Source organism: Pseudomonas sp. BN607 (assembly GCF_029871175.1).
Taxonomy (GTDB): Bacteria; Pseudomonadota; Gammaproteobacteria; order Pseudomonadales; family Pseudomonadaceae; genus Aquipseudomonas.
In genome coordinates, this window is the sequence record NZ_SSOE01000062.1 from 17,952 (window position 1) to 33,355 (window position 15,404).

At 62.4% G+C, this 15,404-nt stretch carries 12 protein-coding genes, 2 tRNA genes and 1 pseudogene; 6 read left to right on the forward strand and 9 right to left on the reverse strand.

What is annotated here, in order from left to right; genetic code table 11:
- Positions 1 to 153: 153 nt before the first annotated feature.
- Together E8E68_RS19860 and E8E68_RS19865 are read right to left on the reverse strand one after the other, a co-directional pair.
- Positions 154 to 229, reverse strand: a tRNA-Gly gene (locus E8E68_RS19860).
- 3 nt (positions 230 to 232) lie between these two features.
- Positions 233 to 308: transfer RNA gene (locus E8E68_RS19865), tRNA-Glu, on the reverse strand.
- 333 nt (positions 309 to 641) lie between these two features.
- On the opposite strand from E8E68_RS19865, the gene E8E68_RS19870 reads away from it, so the two are divergent.
- Positions 642 to 1,409 (forward strand): hypothetical protein, encoded by a 768-nt coding sequence (locus E8E68_RS19870; RefSeq protein WP_266032799.1) that lies wholly within the window; start codon positions 642 to 644, stop codon positions 1,407 to 1,409.
- Between the two features lie 109 nt (positions 1,410 to 1,518).
- Here the strand turns inward: E8E68_RS19870 and E8E68_RS19875 are convergent, their stop codons facing one another.
- Together E8E68_RS19875 and E8E68_RS19880 are read right to left on the reverse strand one after the other, a co-directional pair.
- Positions 1,519 to 2,001 (reverse strand): GAF domain-containing protein, encoded by a 483-nt coding sequence (locus tag E8E68_RS19875; RefSeq protein ID WP_266032796.1) that lies wholly within the window; start codon positions 1,999 to 2,001, stop codon positions 1,519 to 1,521.
- A complete protein-coding gene (locus E8E68_RS19880; RefSeq protein WP_266032793.1) occupies positions 2,002 to 2,889 on the reverse strand; it encodes an ATP-binding protein in 888 nt (295 codons plus the stop codon).
- A gap of 102 nt (positions 2,890 to 2,991) precedes the next feature.
- On the opposite strand from E8E68_RS19880, the gene E8E68_RS19885 reads away from it, so the two are divergent.
- Positions 2,992 to 5,349, forward strand: coding sequence for a response regulator (locus E8E68_RS19885; protein ID WP_280344046.1), 2,358 nt, complete (start codon positions 2,992 to 2,994; stop codon positions 5,347 to 5,349).
- Here the strand turns inward: E8E68_RS19885 and E8E68_RS19890 are convergent.
- Together E8E68_RS19890 and msrB are read right to left on the reverse strand one after the other, a co-directional pair.
- Positions 5,339 to 5,827 carry a glutathione peroxidase gene (locus tag E8E68_RS19890; protein WP_110744597.1) on the reverse strand — a complete coding sequence of 163 codons (489 nt, stop codon included), beginning with the start codon at positions 5,825 to 5,827 and terminating at the stop codon, positions 5,339 to 5,341. The two genes, E8E68_RS19885 and E8E68_RS19890, sit on opposite strands and share 11 nt — an antisense overlap.
- Before the next feature lie 13 nt (positions 5,828 to 5,840).
- On the reverse strand, positions 5,841 to 6,236 hold the full coding sequence (gene msrB / locus E8E68_RS19895; protein ID WP_016500928.1) for a peptide-methionine (R)-S-oxide reductase MsrB: 396 nt from the start codon (positions 6,234 to 6,236) through the stop codon (positions 5,841 to 5,843).
- A gap of 167 nt (positions 6,237 to 6,403) precedes the next feature.
- On the opposite strand from msrB, the gene E8E68_RS19900 reads away from it, so the two are divergent.
- Both E8E68_RS19900 and htpX read left to right on the forward strand, forming a co-directional pair.
- Positions 6,404 to 7,615 (forward strand): pyridoxal phosphate-dependent aminotransferase, encoded by a 1,212-nt coding sequence (locus tag E8E68_RS19900; protein ID WP_012271123.1) that lies wholly within the window; start codon positions 6,404 to 6,406, stop codon positions 7,613 to 7,615.
- Positions 7,616 to 8,093: 478 nt separating this feature from the next.
- On the forward strand, positions 8,094 to 8,981 hold the full coding sequence (gene htpX / locus E8E68_RS19905) for a protease HtpX (protein WP_012271122.1): 888 nt from the start codon (positions 8,094 to 8,096) through the stop codon (positions 8,979 to 8,981).
- Positions 8,982 to 9,157: 176 nt separating this feature from the next.
- Here htpX and E8E68_RS19910 read toward each other — a convergent pair whose 3' ends face one another.
- Positions 9,158 to 9,808 carry a thiopurine S-methyltransferase gene (locus E8E68_RS19910; RefSeq protein ID WP_280344050.1) on the reverse strand — a complete coding sequence of 217 codons (651 nt, stop codon included), beginning with the start codon at positions 9,806 to 9,808 and terminating at the stop codon, positions 9,158 to 9,160.
- 102 nt (positions 9,809 to 9,910) lie between these two features.
- On the opposite strand from E8E68_RS19910, the gene E8E68_RS19915 reads away from it, so the two are divergent.
- Entirely contained in the window at positions 9,911 to 10,678 is a 768-nt protein-coding gene (locus E8E68_RS19915) for a class III extradiol ring-cleavage dioxygenase (protein ID WP_266032779.1), read from the forward strand.
- A 152-nt stretch (positions 10,679 to 10,830) separates the two neighbouring features.
- Here the strand turns inward: E8E68_RS19915 and E8E68_RS19920 are convergent.
- Together E8E68_RS19920 and E8E68_RS19925 are read right to left on the reverse strand one after the other, a co-directional pair.
- A pseudogene (locus E8E68_RS19920) lies at positions 10,831 to 12,553 on the reverse strand (DEAD/DEAH box helicase).
- A gap of 324 nt (positions 12,554 to 12,877) precedes the next feature.
- Positions 12,878 to 13,633 carry a spermidine synthase gene (locus tag E8E68_RS19925; protein ID WP_266032777.1) on the reverse strand — a complete coding sequence of 252 codons (756 nt, stop codon included), beginning with the start codon at positions 13,631 to 13,633 and terminating at the stop codon, positions 12,878 to 12,880.
- Positions 13,634 to 13,749: 116 nt separating this feature from the next.
- On the opposite strand from E8E68_RS19925, the gene E8E68_RS19930 reads away from it, so the two are divergent.
- Complete coding sequence (locus E8E68_RS19930; RefSeq protein WP_266032774.1) at positions 13,750 to 15,096, forward strand: 3-deoxy-7-phosphoheptulonate synthase class II; 1,347 nt, start codon at positions 13,750 to 13,752, stop codon at positions 15,094 to 15,096.
- Positions 15,097 to 15,404: the final 308 nt, after the last annotated feature.

The window sequence follows — 15,404 nt, forward strand, 5'->3', positions numbered from 1 at the left end:
GACTCGAACCCCTGTTACCGCCGTGAAAGGGCGGTGTCCTAGGCCACTAGACGAAGGGGACACACAACACTTTTCAGTGCACCAGAACATGAACCTCACGATTCAGCCTGGATTTTCTTTTCCTGCCCCGCCGTTAAGCAGTGCCGGAGAAACTGGAGCGGGAAACGAGACTCGAACTCGCGACCCCGACCTTGGCAAGGTCGTGCTCTACCAACTGAGCTATTCCCGCATTTGGCGTCCCCTAGGGGACTCGAACCCCTGTTACCGCCGTGAAAGGGCGGTGTCCTAGGCCACTAGACGAAGGGGACACGCTGCTGGCATTACTGCCTGCTTTCACTCCCTGCCGCGTTTCGCTGTGTGCTTTACGCTGCAAGTGGCGCGCATTCTATGGATGGTTCGGGAAGGCGTCAACCCCTTTGTAGAAATTTATTTAAATCAATGACTTCCGGGTACACCCAGCGCTGTTTCGGTAAGCCTGCAAGGGTTTGGCGTTGATTTTCTGGCGTCAAGTCAGCATTAATGTGCCAGCATCCAGCCATGGCACAGTTCGCCGATAGAAAAAGAGAATGGCTGTCAGGGCCTCTCGCGGGCAAGCTCGCTCCTACACTCAATCATGCAAACCTTTTCATGAGGCATTAACGGTGACACCACTTCTGATCACCCTGCTCATCGTGGCGGGCATCGCGTTGCTGATCGTGATCGGCTACCTCAACAATGTGGTCGAGAATGGCAAGCTGGACCGCGCCCGGACGAAGGTCGAGCTGGCCGACCGCCTGCGCCGCTGTGGCGAGATCACCGAGACGTTCCCGGGCCAGTTCATGACCCCGGCTCTCAAACTGCTACTGGCCCGCCTGGAGCTGAACCTCAACCAGCGCCTGCTGGCGGTGGACAAGCGCAATACCGAACTCAAGGCGCGCCTCGCCGAACTGGAAGGGTTGATTGCCCTGGGCGAGAAGATCCCGGTCAACAACCCACCCAACCCGATCCACACCGAGGTCAAGGCCAAGGATGTGCGCTTCTTGCTGGAGGCGCTGCACAATCAGGTGACCCGCGCAGCCCAAGAGGGCTTCTTGCCCGCCGTCGAAGCCAAGCATTGGGTCAAGGAAATCCGCCATATCCTGGTGTTGCTGCACATCGAGTTCTTCAACAACCTTGGTCAGCAGGCCCTGCAAAAAGGCCAGCCCGGCCAGGCGCGCCTGGCCTTCGAGCGCGGCGTGCAGTATTTGCGCAAACAGCCCGAGCCAAAAGTGTATGAAGAGCAGCTGACGTATCTTGAGAAGCTACTGGCCCGGGCCAATGGCCAGGTGCTGGACCGCATGGCCCCCGCAGAGGACGAGCACAACGAATTGACCGATGGGCTCAAGACCGATGAGGAAGAGACTTGGAAGAAGAAGGTGATCTACGACTGATTGATTAACCGGTACCGGCCTCTTCGCGGGCAAGCCCGCTCCCACAGGTTCATGAATACCGTTGTAGGGGCGGGCTTGCCCGCGAAGAGGCCGGCACAGGCAATATCGATCAGCAGTCAGTCAACGCCAGAAAGATCGCTGCCAACCGCTCCAGCCCCACCTGGTCCGCCTCGCTGAACCGCCCGACCGTCGGGCTATCCAGATCCAGCACGCCAATCAAGCTGCCGTCCTTCACCAACGGGATCACCAGCTCGCTGTTGGAAGCGCTGTCACAGGCAATGTGGCCCGGGAACGCATGTACATCCTCAACCCGTTGGGTCTGCCGCGTTGCCGCCGCAGCGCCGCACACGCCTTTACTGAACGGGATGCGCACGCACGCCACTTGGCCCTGGAACGGGCCCAGCACCAACTCTTCGTTGCGGTTGAGGTAGAACCCCGCCCAGTTCAGGTCGTCCACCTGGTTATACAGAAACGCCGAAAACTGCGCGGCATTGGCGATGAAGTCACGCTCGTCGGCAAACAGCGCCTGCACTTGCGCCGCCAGCAGGTCATAGCCGTCGAGGCCGGCGCCACTGGCATTGAGGTCGATCATTTACTTTTGCTCCAGCAATTGCAGCCCGACCCAGTAGCGGGCGAACTGATAGGCACAACGGCCATTACGGTTACCGCGGCCGGTGGCCCAGCGCACGGCGAGGATGTCGAGTTCTTCAGTGCGCTGCCACACAAGGCCCGCAGGTTGTGCCAACTGGCCAATCCAGTGCTGCACAACATTCAGGAAGTGCTCCTGGGTGAAGGGATAGAACGACAGCCACAGGCCAAAACGGTCCGACAGGGCAATCTTGTCCTCCACCGCTTCGCTGGGGTGCAGCTCGCCGTCCACACGCTTCCAGTTCTCGTTGTCGCTTTCTTTCTCGGGCACCAGGTGGCGGCGGTTGGAAGTGGCGTACAGCAACACGTTGTCCGGGGCCTGCTCCAGCGAACCGTCCAGCACGCTCTTGAGCACCCGGTAGTCACCCTCCCCGGCCTCGAACGACAGGTCGTCGCAGAACAGGATGAAGCGTTGCGGCAGTTTCTGCAGCTGCTCGACCACGCGCGGCAGGTCGGCCAGGTGGTCGCGTTCGATTTCGATCAGGCGCAAGCCGGCGCCGGCGTGTTCGGCCAACAGGGCGCGAACCAGCGACGACTTGCCGGTGCCGCGCGAGCCCCACAGCAGCGCGTGGTTGGCCGGCAGGCCGTTGATGAACTGGTGGGTGTTGCGGCCAAGCTGGTCGCGCTGCTGGTCGACGCCGATGAGGTCGCTGAGGCGGATATCCAGGCTGACTTCCAGCGGCAGCAGGTAGCCGCTGCGGCCGTCGCGCTGCCAGCGTGCGGCCAGGGTGGTGCCCCAGTCGATACTCGGGCGTTGTGCCGGCAACAAAGGTTCAAGGCGCGCCAGTACCGATTCGGCGCGGTCCAGAAAAGCAATCAAGCGAGCGTCCATGACGACTCCTAACAATTTCAGTTTTTTGGGGGCACAACGCGCCCACTTGGCGATCAACTGAAATGAACAGACAGACCCACCAGCAGCCGGGGCTATTCGGCTATGCTTGCGCAGCGCAAGGAACGTGAAACCGGCTCGGGACTCATGGATATCAAGTTCACCAATCGCCTGTCATACAAGCAAGCCCGGTTGACAGTCCTGGTCGGCTTCATCCTGGGAACATTGCTCAGTCTCATCCAGATCGGCATCGATTATGCCAGCGAAGACGCGTCCATCAACCGTGAAGTGCGCGCCTTGCTGCAAATCAGCCACAACCCGGCCTCGCGCATTGCCTATAACATTGACGCGGAGCTGGCCCTGGAGCTTACCCGCGGCCTGTTGCAATCGCCGGCGATCATCCGCGCCCGGCTGATCGACAACAACGAAACGGTGCTGGCCGATGTCGAGCGCCCGCCCTTGCAGGACCGCTACCGGCCACTGAGCGATTTCCTGTTCGGCGAGCAGCGCCAGTTCAGGGAGCGCCTGTTCCTCACTCACATGCCCGAGGATTATCTTGGCACCCTGTACCTGGACGTCGACACCTACGCCTTCGGCAGTCGCTTCCTCGACCGCGCCGGCATTACCCTGTTCAACGGCTTCGCCCGCAGCCTGGTGCTGACCGGCATCCTGCTGGCGCTGTTCTACATGATGCTGACCAAGCCGCTGGTCACAGTCATCGGTGCGCTCAGCGGCAGTGACCCGCGCAAACCCCGGCAAACCCGCCTGGAATGCCCGCACGGCCACGAACACGATGAAATCGGTGTGCTGGTGAAGGTTGCCAACCAGCAATTTGTCAGCATGGCCACCGAGATCGAACAGCGGCGCACTGCGGAAAACCGTCTGACTCAGTACCTGAACGAGCTGGAAGACATCGTCTCGGCGCGCACCGACGAGCTCAAGGCCAGCAACAGTAGCCTGAGCCTGTCCAACCAGGAACTGGAACAGGCCCGCAGCCGGGCCCTGGACATGGCCCAGGCTCGCGCCGCCTTCCTGGCCAACATGAGCCACGAAATACGTACCCCGCTCAACGGCATGCTCGGCATGATCGCCCTGGCGCTGGACAACCCGCTGCCCGGCGAGCAGCGCCAGCAACTGGCGATTGCCCACGATTCGGGCAAGGTGCTGGTTGAGCTGCTTAACGATATTCTCGATTTGTCCAAGTTCGATGCCGGCCAACTGGAGCTGGAGCGCATTGCCTTCGACATGGGCTCGATGGTCGAGGACACCGCCAACCTGCTGTCGCAAAACACCGCACAGAGCGTGGAGCTGACCTGCCTGATTGCCGGCGATTTCCCCAGCAGCGTGCTCGGCGACCCAACGCGGGTACGGCAGATCGTCAGCAACCTGCTGTCCAACGCCCTGAAGTTCACCCGTTTTGGCCGCGTCGATGTGCGCCTGGTGACGATCGTCGGTGGTGTGCGCCTGGAGGTGCGCGACACCGGTATCGGCATCCCCGAAGAGGCCCAGACACGAATTTTCCAACCCTTCACCCAAGCCGGGGCCGGTATCACCCGGCAGTATGGCGGCACCGGCCTGGGCCTGGCACTGACGCGCAACCTGTGCAAGGCGATGCACGGCCACTTGCACATACGCTCCGAAGCAGGCTTTGGCAGCTGCTTTACCGCCGAGCTGCCGCTGACCGTGCACACCGAAGCCATCGCACCGGCACCGCTGCACGGCAGGGTGGCCGCATTGAGTGCAGCCGGCAGCGGGCTCAACGAACTGCTGCAGGCACAACTGCCCGCCTGGGGCCTGGTGTACCAGCGGTACGACAGCGTCGCCGGGCTGGACGCCACAGCTTTCGACTTGTTGATTACCGACGACGTGGAACACGTCTTCGAACTGCGCCCGGCACTGAAAACCCCGATCCTGCTGGTGACCGCCTACGGCAACTTCCTGTCCAGCGAGCAGGCGCTGGCCCTGGCACCGCTGCATCAGCTGGCCCGGCCGCTGGCGCGCAATGCCTTATACCAGACGCTACGCCGCACCTTGCAGGGCCACGAGCCCGAACACCCGCTGGCCACCCCAGGCGTTACCCTGGAGCAAGGCCGGGCGCGCATCCTGTTGGTAGAAGACAACCCGGTGAACCAGCTGGTGGCCAAGGGCATGCTGGCCAAGCTCGGCTGCCAGGTACAGCTCGCCACCCAGGGTGCCGAGGCCTTGGAGCTGCTGGAACAGGATAATTTCGACCTGGTGCTGATGGACTGCAACATGCCGGTGATGGACGGCTACGAAGCCAGCCGACGCATCCGCCAGAGCGGCCGCTGGCCCGAGCTGCCCATTGTCGCCCTTACCGCCAACGCCATGCCCGAAGAACGCGAACGCTGCCGGGCCGCCGGCATGAACGACTACCTGGCCAAGCCGTTCCGGCGCGAAGAGTTGCTGGCGCTGGTCGACCACTGGGTGCCGCTCAGCGGCTGAGCAGGCGCTCGATGTCAGCTTCCAGGGCCTGTGGCTTGGTGAACGGGGCATAGCGGCTGACCTGGCCGCTGGCCGGGTCGACCAGGAACTTGGTGAAGTTCCACTTGATCTTCTGTGAGCCGAGCACCCCTGGGGCGCGCTTCTTCAGTTCGACATACAGGGGATGGGTGCCGGGGCCGTTGACCTCGATCTTGCGAAACAGCGGAAAGCTCACGCCAAAATTGCGCTCGCAGAACTGGGCAATTTCGCGCGCCTCGCCCGGTTCTTGCTTGCCAAACTGGTTGCACGGAAAGCCCAGCACCACCAGGCCGCGCTCGCGGTAGGCCTGCCACAGTTGCTCAAGGCCCTTGTATTGCGGGGTAAAACCGCACTGGCTGGCGGTATTGACTACCAGCAGTGCCTTGCCCGGAAAGTCACCGAGCTTCTTGTGCTCGCCGCCCAGGGTCACGCAAGCGATCTCCAGCATTGATGCCGCCATGGTCAGGCTCCGGTCAGTCGCGAGGGCGCAGGTCGATGCACACCGAGTTGATGCAGTAGCGCAGGCCGGTCGGTGGCGGGCCGTCGGGGAACACGTGGCCCAGGTGCGCATCGCAACGGGCGCAGGTGACCTCGGTACGGATCATGCCGTGAGAGGTATCGCGAATCTCGATCATCGCGCTGTCCTCGATCGGGGCGTAGAAACTCGGCCAACCGCAGCCAGAGTCGAACTTGGTCTGCGCATCGAACAGTTTCGCGCTGCAGCAGATGCAGTGGTAGATACCGTCGCGGCGCTCGCTGTTGTACTTGCCGCTGAATGGCCGCTCGGTGCCCTTGAGGCGGCAGACCTGGTACTGCTCGGGGTCGAGCATCGACCGCCATTCGTCCAGGGTTTTTTCGATCTTTTTCATGTAGGGACCTCGGCAGGCTGAAATTCACCCCGCACCGTCTTTTCCGGGGCGCGGGTGGCACGTATATTAGTTGGCTTCGTGTGCCAGGCGTTCAGTCTGGCACCCGCTTCCTGCCCTTTCAAACGTTTCGGCGGGGCGTAGCGCGTTTTCTCAATCGGGATCCCATCATGCAGTTCAGCAAATCGAACAAGCTCGCCAATGTCTGCTATGACATTCGCGGCCCAGTGCTCAAGCACGCCAAGCGCCTGGAAGAGGAAGGCCACCGCATCCTCAAGCTGAACATCGGCAACCCGGCGCCGTTTGGCTTCGAGGCGCCTGATGAAATCCTCCAGGATGTGATCCGCAACCTGCCCACCGCACAGGGCTACAGCGACTCCAAGGGCCTGTTCAGCGCGCGCAAGGCGGTGATGCAGTATTGCCAGCAGAAGGAAATCGAAGGCGTCACCATCGAGGATATCTACCTCGGTAATGGCGTGTCCGAGCTGATCGTGATGTCGATGCAAGCGCTGCTGAACAACGGCGACGAAGTGCTGATCCCGGCACCCGACTACCCCCTGTGGACCGCCGCCGTGAGCCTGGCCGGCGGCAAGCCGGTGCATTACCTGTGCGACGAGCAGGCCGACTGGTTCCCTGACCTTGAGGACATCAAGGCCAAGATCACCCCGAATACCAAGGCGCTGGTGATCATCAACCCGAACAACCCGACCGGCGCCGTCTACTCCAAAGAGCTGCTGCTGGGCATGCTGGAGCTGGCCCGCCAGCACAACCTGGTGGTGTTCTCCGACGAGATCTACGACAAGATCCTCTACGACGAAGCCGTGCACATCAGCACCGCCTCGCTGGCGCCCGACCTGCTGTGCCTGACCTTCAACGGCTTGTCCAAGTCGTACCGGGTGGCCGGCTTCCGCTCCGGCTGGCTGATCATTTCCGGGCCCAAGCACCACGCACAAAGCTATATCGAAGGCATCGACATGCTGGCCAACATGCGCCTGTGCGCCAACGTGCCGGCGCAGCATGCCATCCAGACCGCGCTTGGCGGCTACCAGAGCATCAACGACCTGGTACTGCCACCGGGGCGTCTGCTGGAGCAGCGCAACCGTACCTACGAACTGCTCAACGACATCCCCGGCGTAAGCTGCGTGAAGCCGATGGGCGCGCTGTATGCGTTCCCGCGGATCGACCCGAAGGTGTGCCCTATCCTCAACGACGAGAAGTTCGCCCTTGACCTGTTGCTGTCGGAGAAGCTGCTGATCGTTCAGGGTACTGCGTTCAACTGGCCATGGCCGGACCACTTCCGCGTGGTGACCTTGCCGCGAGTGGATGACCTGGAAGCGGCGATCGGGCGGATTGGCAATTTCCTGAAGGGTTACTCGCAGTAAGGTTCGACGGGTTTTTTGAGTTGATGCGCAGATCGAGCGCCGCCCGCGCGGCGCATCGCGAGCTGCGCTCGCTCCTACCTTTGTTTATGGCCAGTAACGCCTGTGACAGGCGCGCGCGACCGCCTTGTTTGTATGACGCGATATCCCGTCATGCCCCAAGGCGTACGCGCGCAAATCCCGCAGGCAGAATTGGCCCGAAACAAACGTAGGAGCGAGCGCAGCTCGCGATGCGCCGCGCGGGCGGCGCTCGATCTCACAGGCGCCACAGCCCCCGCGCCATACACCCAGTGGCTTCGCCACAACCCCAAACCGAATGTTTCTTACATCCTGCAACGCTCTATCCCACAGCCCCCACGCCATCCTCTGCCATACTCCGCCGTACACAGTTTGAAATAGTCGCCCGATTGAAACGGCACGGCAGTCCCCTTATATACCCCGCAGTAAGCAACAACTCATCCGTCAGGAGAACGTAACAACCATGATGCGCATTCTGTTGTTTGTAGCCACCAACCTCGCGGTGGTGCTGGTTGCAAGCATTACCCTGAGCCTGTTCGGCTTCAACGGGTTCATGGCCGCCAACGGGGTTGACCTGAACCTCAGCAGCCTGCTGGTATTCTGCGCCGTGTTCGGCTTTGCCGGCTCCCTCGTCTCGCTGTTCATCTCCAAGTGGATGGCGAAGATGAGCACCGGCACCCAGATCATCAGCCAGCCGCGCACGCGCCACGAGCAGTGGCTGCTGCAAACGGTCGAGGAGTTGTCCCGTGAGGCGGGCATCAAAATGCCCGAAGTGGGCATCTTCCCGGCCTATGAGGCCAACGCCTTCGCCACCGGCTGGAACCGCAACGACGCGCTGGTCGCGGTGTCCCAGGGTCTGCTGGAGCGCTTCTCGCCCGATGAAGTGCGCGCGGTACTGGCCCACGAGATCGGCCACGTGGCCAACGGCGACATGGTCACCTTGGCGCTGGTACAGGGCGTGGTGAACACCTTCGTGATGTTCTTCGCGCGGATTATCGGCAACTTCGTCGACAAGGTGATCTTCAAGAACGAAGAGGGCCAGGGCATTGCCTACTACGTGGCCACCATCGTGGCGGAGCTGATCCTGGGTATCCTGGCCAGCATGATCGTGATGTGGTTCTCGCGCCGCCGCGAGTACCGCGCCGACGAAGCTGGCGCGCAACTGGCCGGTACCTCGGCGATGATCGGCGCCCTGCAGCGCCTGCGCGTGGAGCAAGGCCTGCCGGTGCACATGCCGGACACCATGAAGGCTTTCGGCATCAATGGCGGCCTGAAGCACGGCCTGGCCGGCCTGCTGATGAGCCACCCACCGCTGGAAGACCGCATCGAGGCCCTGCGCCGCCGCGGCTGATCCACCTGAGAAAACAAAGGGCGACTTCGGTCGCCCTTTGTTATTCCCGGCCTTACGCAGCTTCTGTGGGAGCGGGCGCGCCCGCGAACACCGGCAAAGCCGGTGCCATCTACCGCGCCGCCTGGTTCGCGGGCACGCCCGCTCCCACATGGGCCGGGTCAGCCTGCCCTACCTGCTTACCGGCTGAGCCGGTACACCCGCTCCAACAAACTCGAGGCCCCAGCCTGCACAAACTTCGGGCTCTCCTCAATCACCTCCACAGCCTCCAACTGCTCCACCTGCCACCCCGCAAACCCCTGCCTCAGCTCTTCATCGCTTACCGAAAACGGCGGCCCGGCCAACAACGACTGGTCATACTCCAGCGTCACCACCAACCCGCGGCAATTGGCCGGCAGCAACCCCGACAACAGCTGCATATACCGACCACGCATTTGCACCGGCAAGGCAATCACCGCCGCCCGGTCATACAGCCCCACGCAGTCATCAACATCCTCCGCCCGCAAGGCAAAGAAGTCGCCACACCACAGCTCCACATCACCACTGCGCCACACCTCGAATGCACCCTGCTGCCGCACCTCGGCTTCCAGCCCGTGCTCAACGAAGAAATCCTCCACCGCCCGCCGCGAGAGCTCCACGCCCATCACCTGATGCCCCTGCCCTGCCAGCCAGGCCAAATCCAGGCTCTTGCCACACAAAGGCACCAACACGCGGCTGCCCGGCGCTAGCGGCAACTGTGGCCAATACTGCTGCAGATAGGGGTTCACCTGCGCCTGGTGAAAGCCGATCTGGTTGTCGGCCCACCGCTGCTGCCAGAACGCTGGCTCCATGATCACTCCCGATTTTTAGATGATTTGTCGGTAAAACTTGGTTTGGATTTCGATCTGTGGTTGATCGAAGATGACTGCATCTTAACCTCCAGGACCCCTGCCATGCTGCCCAGCCTGTTCATTTCCCACGGTTCCCCCATGCTTGCCCTGCAACCCGGCGCCAGCGGGCCGGCGCTGGCCGGGTTGGCCAACGCATTGCCACGGCCGAAAGCGATCGTGGTGGTGTCGGCACACTGGGAAAGCCGCGAGCTGCTGGTGACCGGCAGCGCACAGCCAGAAACCTGGCACGACTTCTACGGCTTTCCACCGGCCCTGTACGCGGTGCAGTACCCGGCGCCAGGAGAGCCCCGTCTGGCTGGCGAGGTCAGTGAGCGGTTGAAGGCTGCGGGGCTATCAGCGCAGCTGGACATGCAGCGCCCATTCGACCATGGCGCCTGGGTACCCCTGTCGCTCATGTACCCGGATGCGAACATTCCCGTGGTGCAGGTTTCACTGCCCAGCCAGATGGGGCCAGCACTGCAGCTGAAGGTGGGCCAGGTACTGGCAGGGTTGCGTGCCGAGGATGTACTGCTGATGGGTTCGGGCAGCATTACCCACAACCTGGGCGAGCTGGACTGGCATGCAGGGCCGGATGTGATTGAGCCGTGGGCGCTGGCGTTCAGGGATTGGGTGGTAGACCGGCTGCAGGAGGATGACCAAGCGGCGTTGCTGGATTACCGGCAGCAGGCGCCGTTTGCGGTGCGCAACCATCCCAGTGATGAGCATTTGCTGCCGCTGTTTTTTGCCCTCGGGGCCGGGAGCAAGTTCGGCGTGGTGCATCAGGGGTTTACCCTGGGCGCGCTGGGGATGGACATCTACCGGTTCGACTAAAGGGCCTCTTCGCGGGCTTGCCCGCTCCCACACGTACTACACAGGCACTGAAATCTGTGGAGTACCGGTGGGAGCGGGCAAGCCCGCGAAAGGGTCGGTACAGGCAAAAAAAATCCCCGACCTGGGCCGGGGATTTTTTTAGCGCGCCAGGATCAATCCTCGCGGTAGCGACGCAGCTTCAGCTGCTTGCCAGCCACACGGGTATCCTTGAGCTTGGACAGCAGCTTCTCGAGGCCGTCTTCCGGCAGCTCGACCAGGCTGAAGCTGTCGCGCACCTGGATGCGACCGATAGCGTCACGTGCCAGGCCACCCTCGTTGAGGATCGCGCCCAGCAGGTTCTTGGCGGCAATGCCGTCACGGGCACCCAGGGCGGTACGGCAGCGTACGCGGCCTTCGGCCAGCGGCAGCGGCGCACGGCGCTCGCGGTCACCACGGTCAGGGCGCTCGCCACGCTCACCACGCTCACCGCGCTCGGTACGCTCGCCACGCGGGGCGAAGCTTGGTACCAGCGGCTGCTCACGCTCTACCGCAGCCAGGTCCAGCGCCTGGCCATTGGTGGCCTTGCGCAGCAGGGCCGATGCCAGTGCACGGGCGCTGCAACCCAGGTCGTTGGTCAGGCGGTCGAACAGGTCGCCGTGAGTGGCTTCTGCTTCGGCTACCAGCGGCGCCAGGCTGTTGGTCAGCTTCTTGATGCGGGCATCCAGCACGGCCTGGGCATTCGGCAGGCGCGCTTCAGCGACTTTCTGCCCGGTTACACGCTCGATCACCTGCAGCATGCGGCGCTCACGCGGGGTGACCAGCAGCAGTGCACGGCCATCGCGACCGGCACGACCGGTACGGCCGATACGGTGTACGTAGGACTCCGGGTCGTACGGCATGTCAACGTTGAATACGTGAGTGATGCGCGGTACGTCCAGGCCACGGGCGGCAACGTCGGTAGCGACGACGATGTCCAGGCGGCCATCCTTGAGCGAGTCGATCACGCGCTCACGCTGGTTCTGGGCGATATCGCCGTTCAGCGCAGCAGCCTTGTAGCCTTTGGCTTCCAGCGCGGCGGCCAGGTCCAGAGTGGCTTGCTTGGTGCGCACGAAAGCGATCAGTGCGTCGAACTCTTCCACTTCCAGCAGACGCAGCACTGCCGGGATCTTCTGGTCGGCGTGGACCATCAGGTGGGCCTGCTCGATCGCGGTAACGGTCTGGGTCTTGCTCTGGATCTTGACGTGCTTCGGTTCACGCAGGTGACGCTCGGCGATCGAACGGATCGACGACGGCAGGGTCGCGGAGAACAGTACGGTCTGACGGGTAGCCGGGATTGCGTCGAAGATCACTTCGAGGTCATCCATGAAGCCCAGCTTGAGCATCTCGTCGGCTTCGTCCAGTACCAGGTACTGTACAGTCGACAGGACTTTTTCGTCACGGCGCAGGTGGTCGCACAGACGGCCCGGGGTAGCGACGACGATTTGCGCGCCGTTGCGGATGGCACGCAGCTGTGGGCCCATCGGGGCACCACCGTACACGGCCACCACGTTCACGCCTGGCATTTGCTTGGCGTAGGTTTCGAAAGCGGTAGCAACTTGCAGCGCCAACTCACGGGTTGGCGCCAGGATCAGGGCTTGCGGTTCGCGCTTGCTCACATCGATCTTGTTGAGGATCGGCAGGGCGAAGGCAGCGGTTTTGCCGGTGCCAGTCTGCGCCTGGCCGATCATGTCGTGACCGGCGAGGATGATCGGGATCGATTGTTGCTGAATGGCGGACGGCTCTTCGTAGCCGGTCGCCAGAACGGCAGCAACAATGTTCGGATTAAGATCGAGAGCGGCGAAGCCGCCGGTTTCCTGGGTCATGGGTCTGCCTCTAAGTGCATCCGCAAAGACCCATGCTGCAAAGCTGCACATGCCTTGAAAGACCGGAAGGTCACCCAGGCAGCTTTGTCGGCGGGGATTTGCGAAAACGATTGAAAAAGAAAACTTGGGAAGGTCCGCCTAGCGGACGTGCAGCCGAAGCTGGACTCGGAGGATTTGCACCACCTGATTTTGAGGCCCGCTAAAAGACCGGCGCGTACTATACCCGAAATAGTGCAAGGACGTGAGGAATATTTTCAGGGTGCGTAGCCAGCATCGGGCCATCAATGCCTTGGGGCTGAATCGATAATTCTTGACTGCCTTCACCGGCCCTATCGCCGGCAGCCTCACCACAACGTGATCAGGTAGCCGGGCGAATCTCGCGGATCAGCCCTTCAAGGCTATACCCCAAGCGCGGCGCCAAGGCCTCGGCCCGGGCCCGCAGCCCATCGATGTCCAGGCTCTGCTCCAGATCCGCCGGTACCAGCAGGATCACATTGCCCTCCTTCACCGGCAACTCCCAGTAATGCCTGTGGTACAGCCCGCGCAGCAACGCCGCACCCAGCGGCTTGCCGTCATCGGTGGCCCACTGGTTGATCACCAGCCAGCCACCCGGGTTGAGCTGCTGCTGGCAGTTCTCCAGAAATTTCCACGCCAGGTGCCCTACCCCTGGCCCATGGTCGGTATACAGGTCGACGAACAGCAAGTCGGCCTTCTCTGCCGTGGGCAACAGCTCCAGGGCGTCGCCGATGCGCACATACAGCCGTGGGTCGTCGTCCAGACCCAGATACTCCATGGCCAGGCGCGGCACGTCCGGGCGCAGCTCGATGGCTTCGATGTCGTCCAGCGGCAGGAACTTCATGCAGGCCTGGGTCAGCGTGCCGGCACCAAGCCCCAGAAACAGCGCGCTCTCGGGCAGTTCATGGCACAACGCGCCGACCAGCATGGCGCGGGTATAGTCATACTCCAGCCAGCTGGGGTCAGCGGTGAACACACAGCTTTGCTCGATGGCATCGCCAAATTCCAGAAAGCGGTAGTCGTCGACTTCGTACACGCTGATGACGCCAAAGGCATCTTCCACCCGTGCCAGTAGCCGCTCTTCCCGTTCCGCCGTCATGTTCAACACCCACCCGCGCAAAAACGCGCATTGTCCGCCAACGCCCTGGATGCAACAAGCGTGGCGGCAACTGTTACCATGGCCTATAGCCGATAACCTACAAGACCGAGCCCGACATGAACCAACCGTGGAGCCCTGACAGCTGGCGCGCCCTGCCGATCCAGCAGCAACCGACCTACCCCGATGCCGGGCACCTGCTGAAGGTCGAACAGACCTTGGCCAGCTACCCGCCACTGGTGTTCGCGGGCGAGGCGCGCGAGCTGCGCCGGCAGTTTGCCGAGGTAACCGAAGGGCGCGCGTTCCTGTTGCAGGGCGGCGATTGCGCCGAAAGCTTTGCCGAGTTCTCGGCTGCAAAAATCCGCGATACCTTCAAGGTGCTGCTGCAAATGGCCATTGTCATGACCTTTGCCGCCGGTTGCCCGGTGGTCAAGGTCGGGCGCATGGCCGGGCAATTCGCCAAGCCGCGGTCATCGGGCGATGAAACCATCGGCGACATCACCCTGCCCGCCTACCGCGGCGACATCGTCAACGGCATCGGCTTCGACGCGAAAAGCCGCATCCCCGACCCGGACCGCCTGTTGCAGGCCTACCACCAGGCCACCGCCAGCCTCAACCTGCTGCGCGCCTTCGCCCAGGGCGGCTTTGCCGACCTGCATCAGGTGCACAAGTGGAACCTGGACTTCATCGCCAACTCGGCGCTGGCAGACAAGTATCACCAGTTGGCCAACCGCATCGACGAAACCCTGGCGTTCATGCGCGCCTGCGGCCTGGACAGCGCGCCGCAACTGCGCGAAACCAGTTTTTTCACTGCCCACGAAGCACTGTTGCTGAACTATGAAGAAGCCTTCGTGCGTCAGGACAGCCTGACCGGCGACTATTATGACTGCTCGGCGCACATGCTGTGGATCGGCGACCGCACGCGCCAGCTGGACGGCGCCCATGTTGAGTTTCTGCGCGGCGTGCACAACCCGATCGGGGTCAAGGTTGGCCCCAGCATGAACCCCGAGGAGCTGATCCGCCTGATCGACACGCTCAACCCGGCCAACGACCCAGGGCGCCTGAACCTGATCGTGCGCATGGGCGCGAGCAAGGTTGGTGACCACTTGCCTGGGCTGATCCGCACTGTCGAGCGCGAGGGGCGCAAGGTGCTGTGGAGCTCCGACCCGATGCACGGCAACACCATCAAAGCCAGCAGCGGCTACAAAACCCGCGATTTTGCGCAGATCCTGGACGAGGTGAAGCAGTTCTTCCAGGTACACCAGGCCGAAGGCAGCCATGCCGGCGGTATCCATATCGAGATGACCGGGCAAAACGTTACCGAATGCATCGGCGGTGCGCGGCCGATCACTGAGGATGCGCTGTCTGACCGGTATCACACACATTGTGATCCGCGGATGAATGCCGATCAGTCGCTTGAGTTGGCATTCCTCATCGCCGAAACCCTCAAGCAAGTACGGCGCTGAGCGCGTTTCGCTTTCCGCTTTCCGCTTTTGATTTTGCTTCTAAGCGCGCGATAGTTCAGGCGACACAGGTTGCGACTTCAGGAGGCTGAGCGAAGGGCATGCGGAGGGAGGTGACGGGCATGGATGCCCGTCAAGCGCTGAGGCCCCATGGATGGGGCCTTCGGCGCGTACTCCCGGGAGCATGCCCGTAGTGAGGGAACCCCGGAGCGCAGCGCAGGGGCCGGATGATGGGAGCGCAGCGTTTTTTGGTTACTTTTTGTCGCGTTTGACAAAAAGTGACTCGCCGTAAGGGCGAAAAGGTGAGTCAG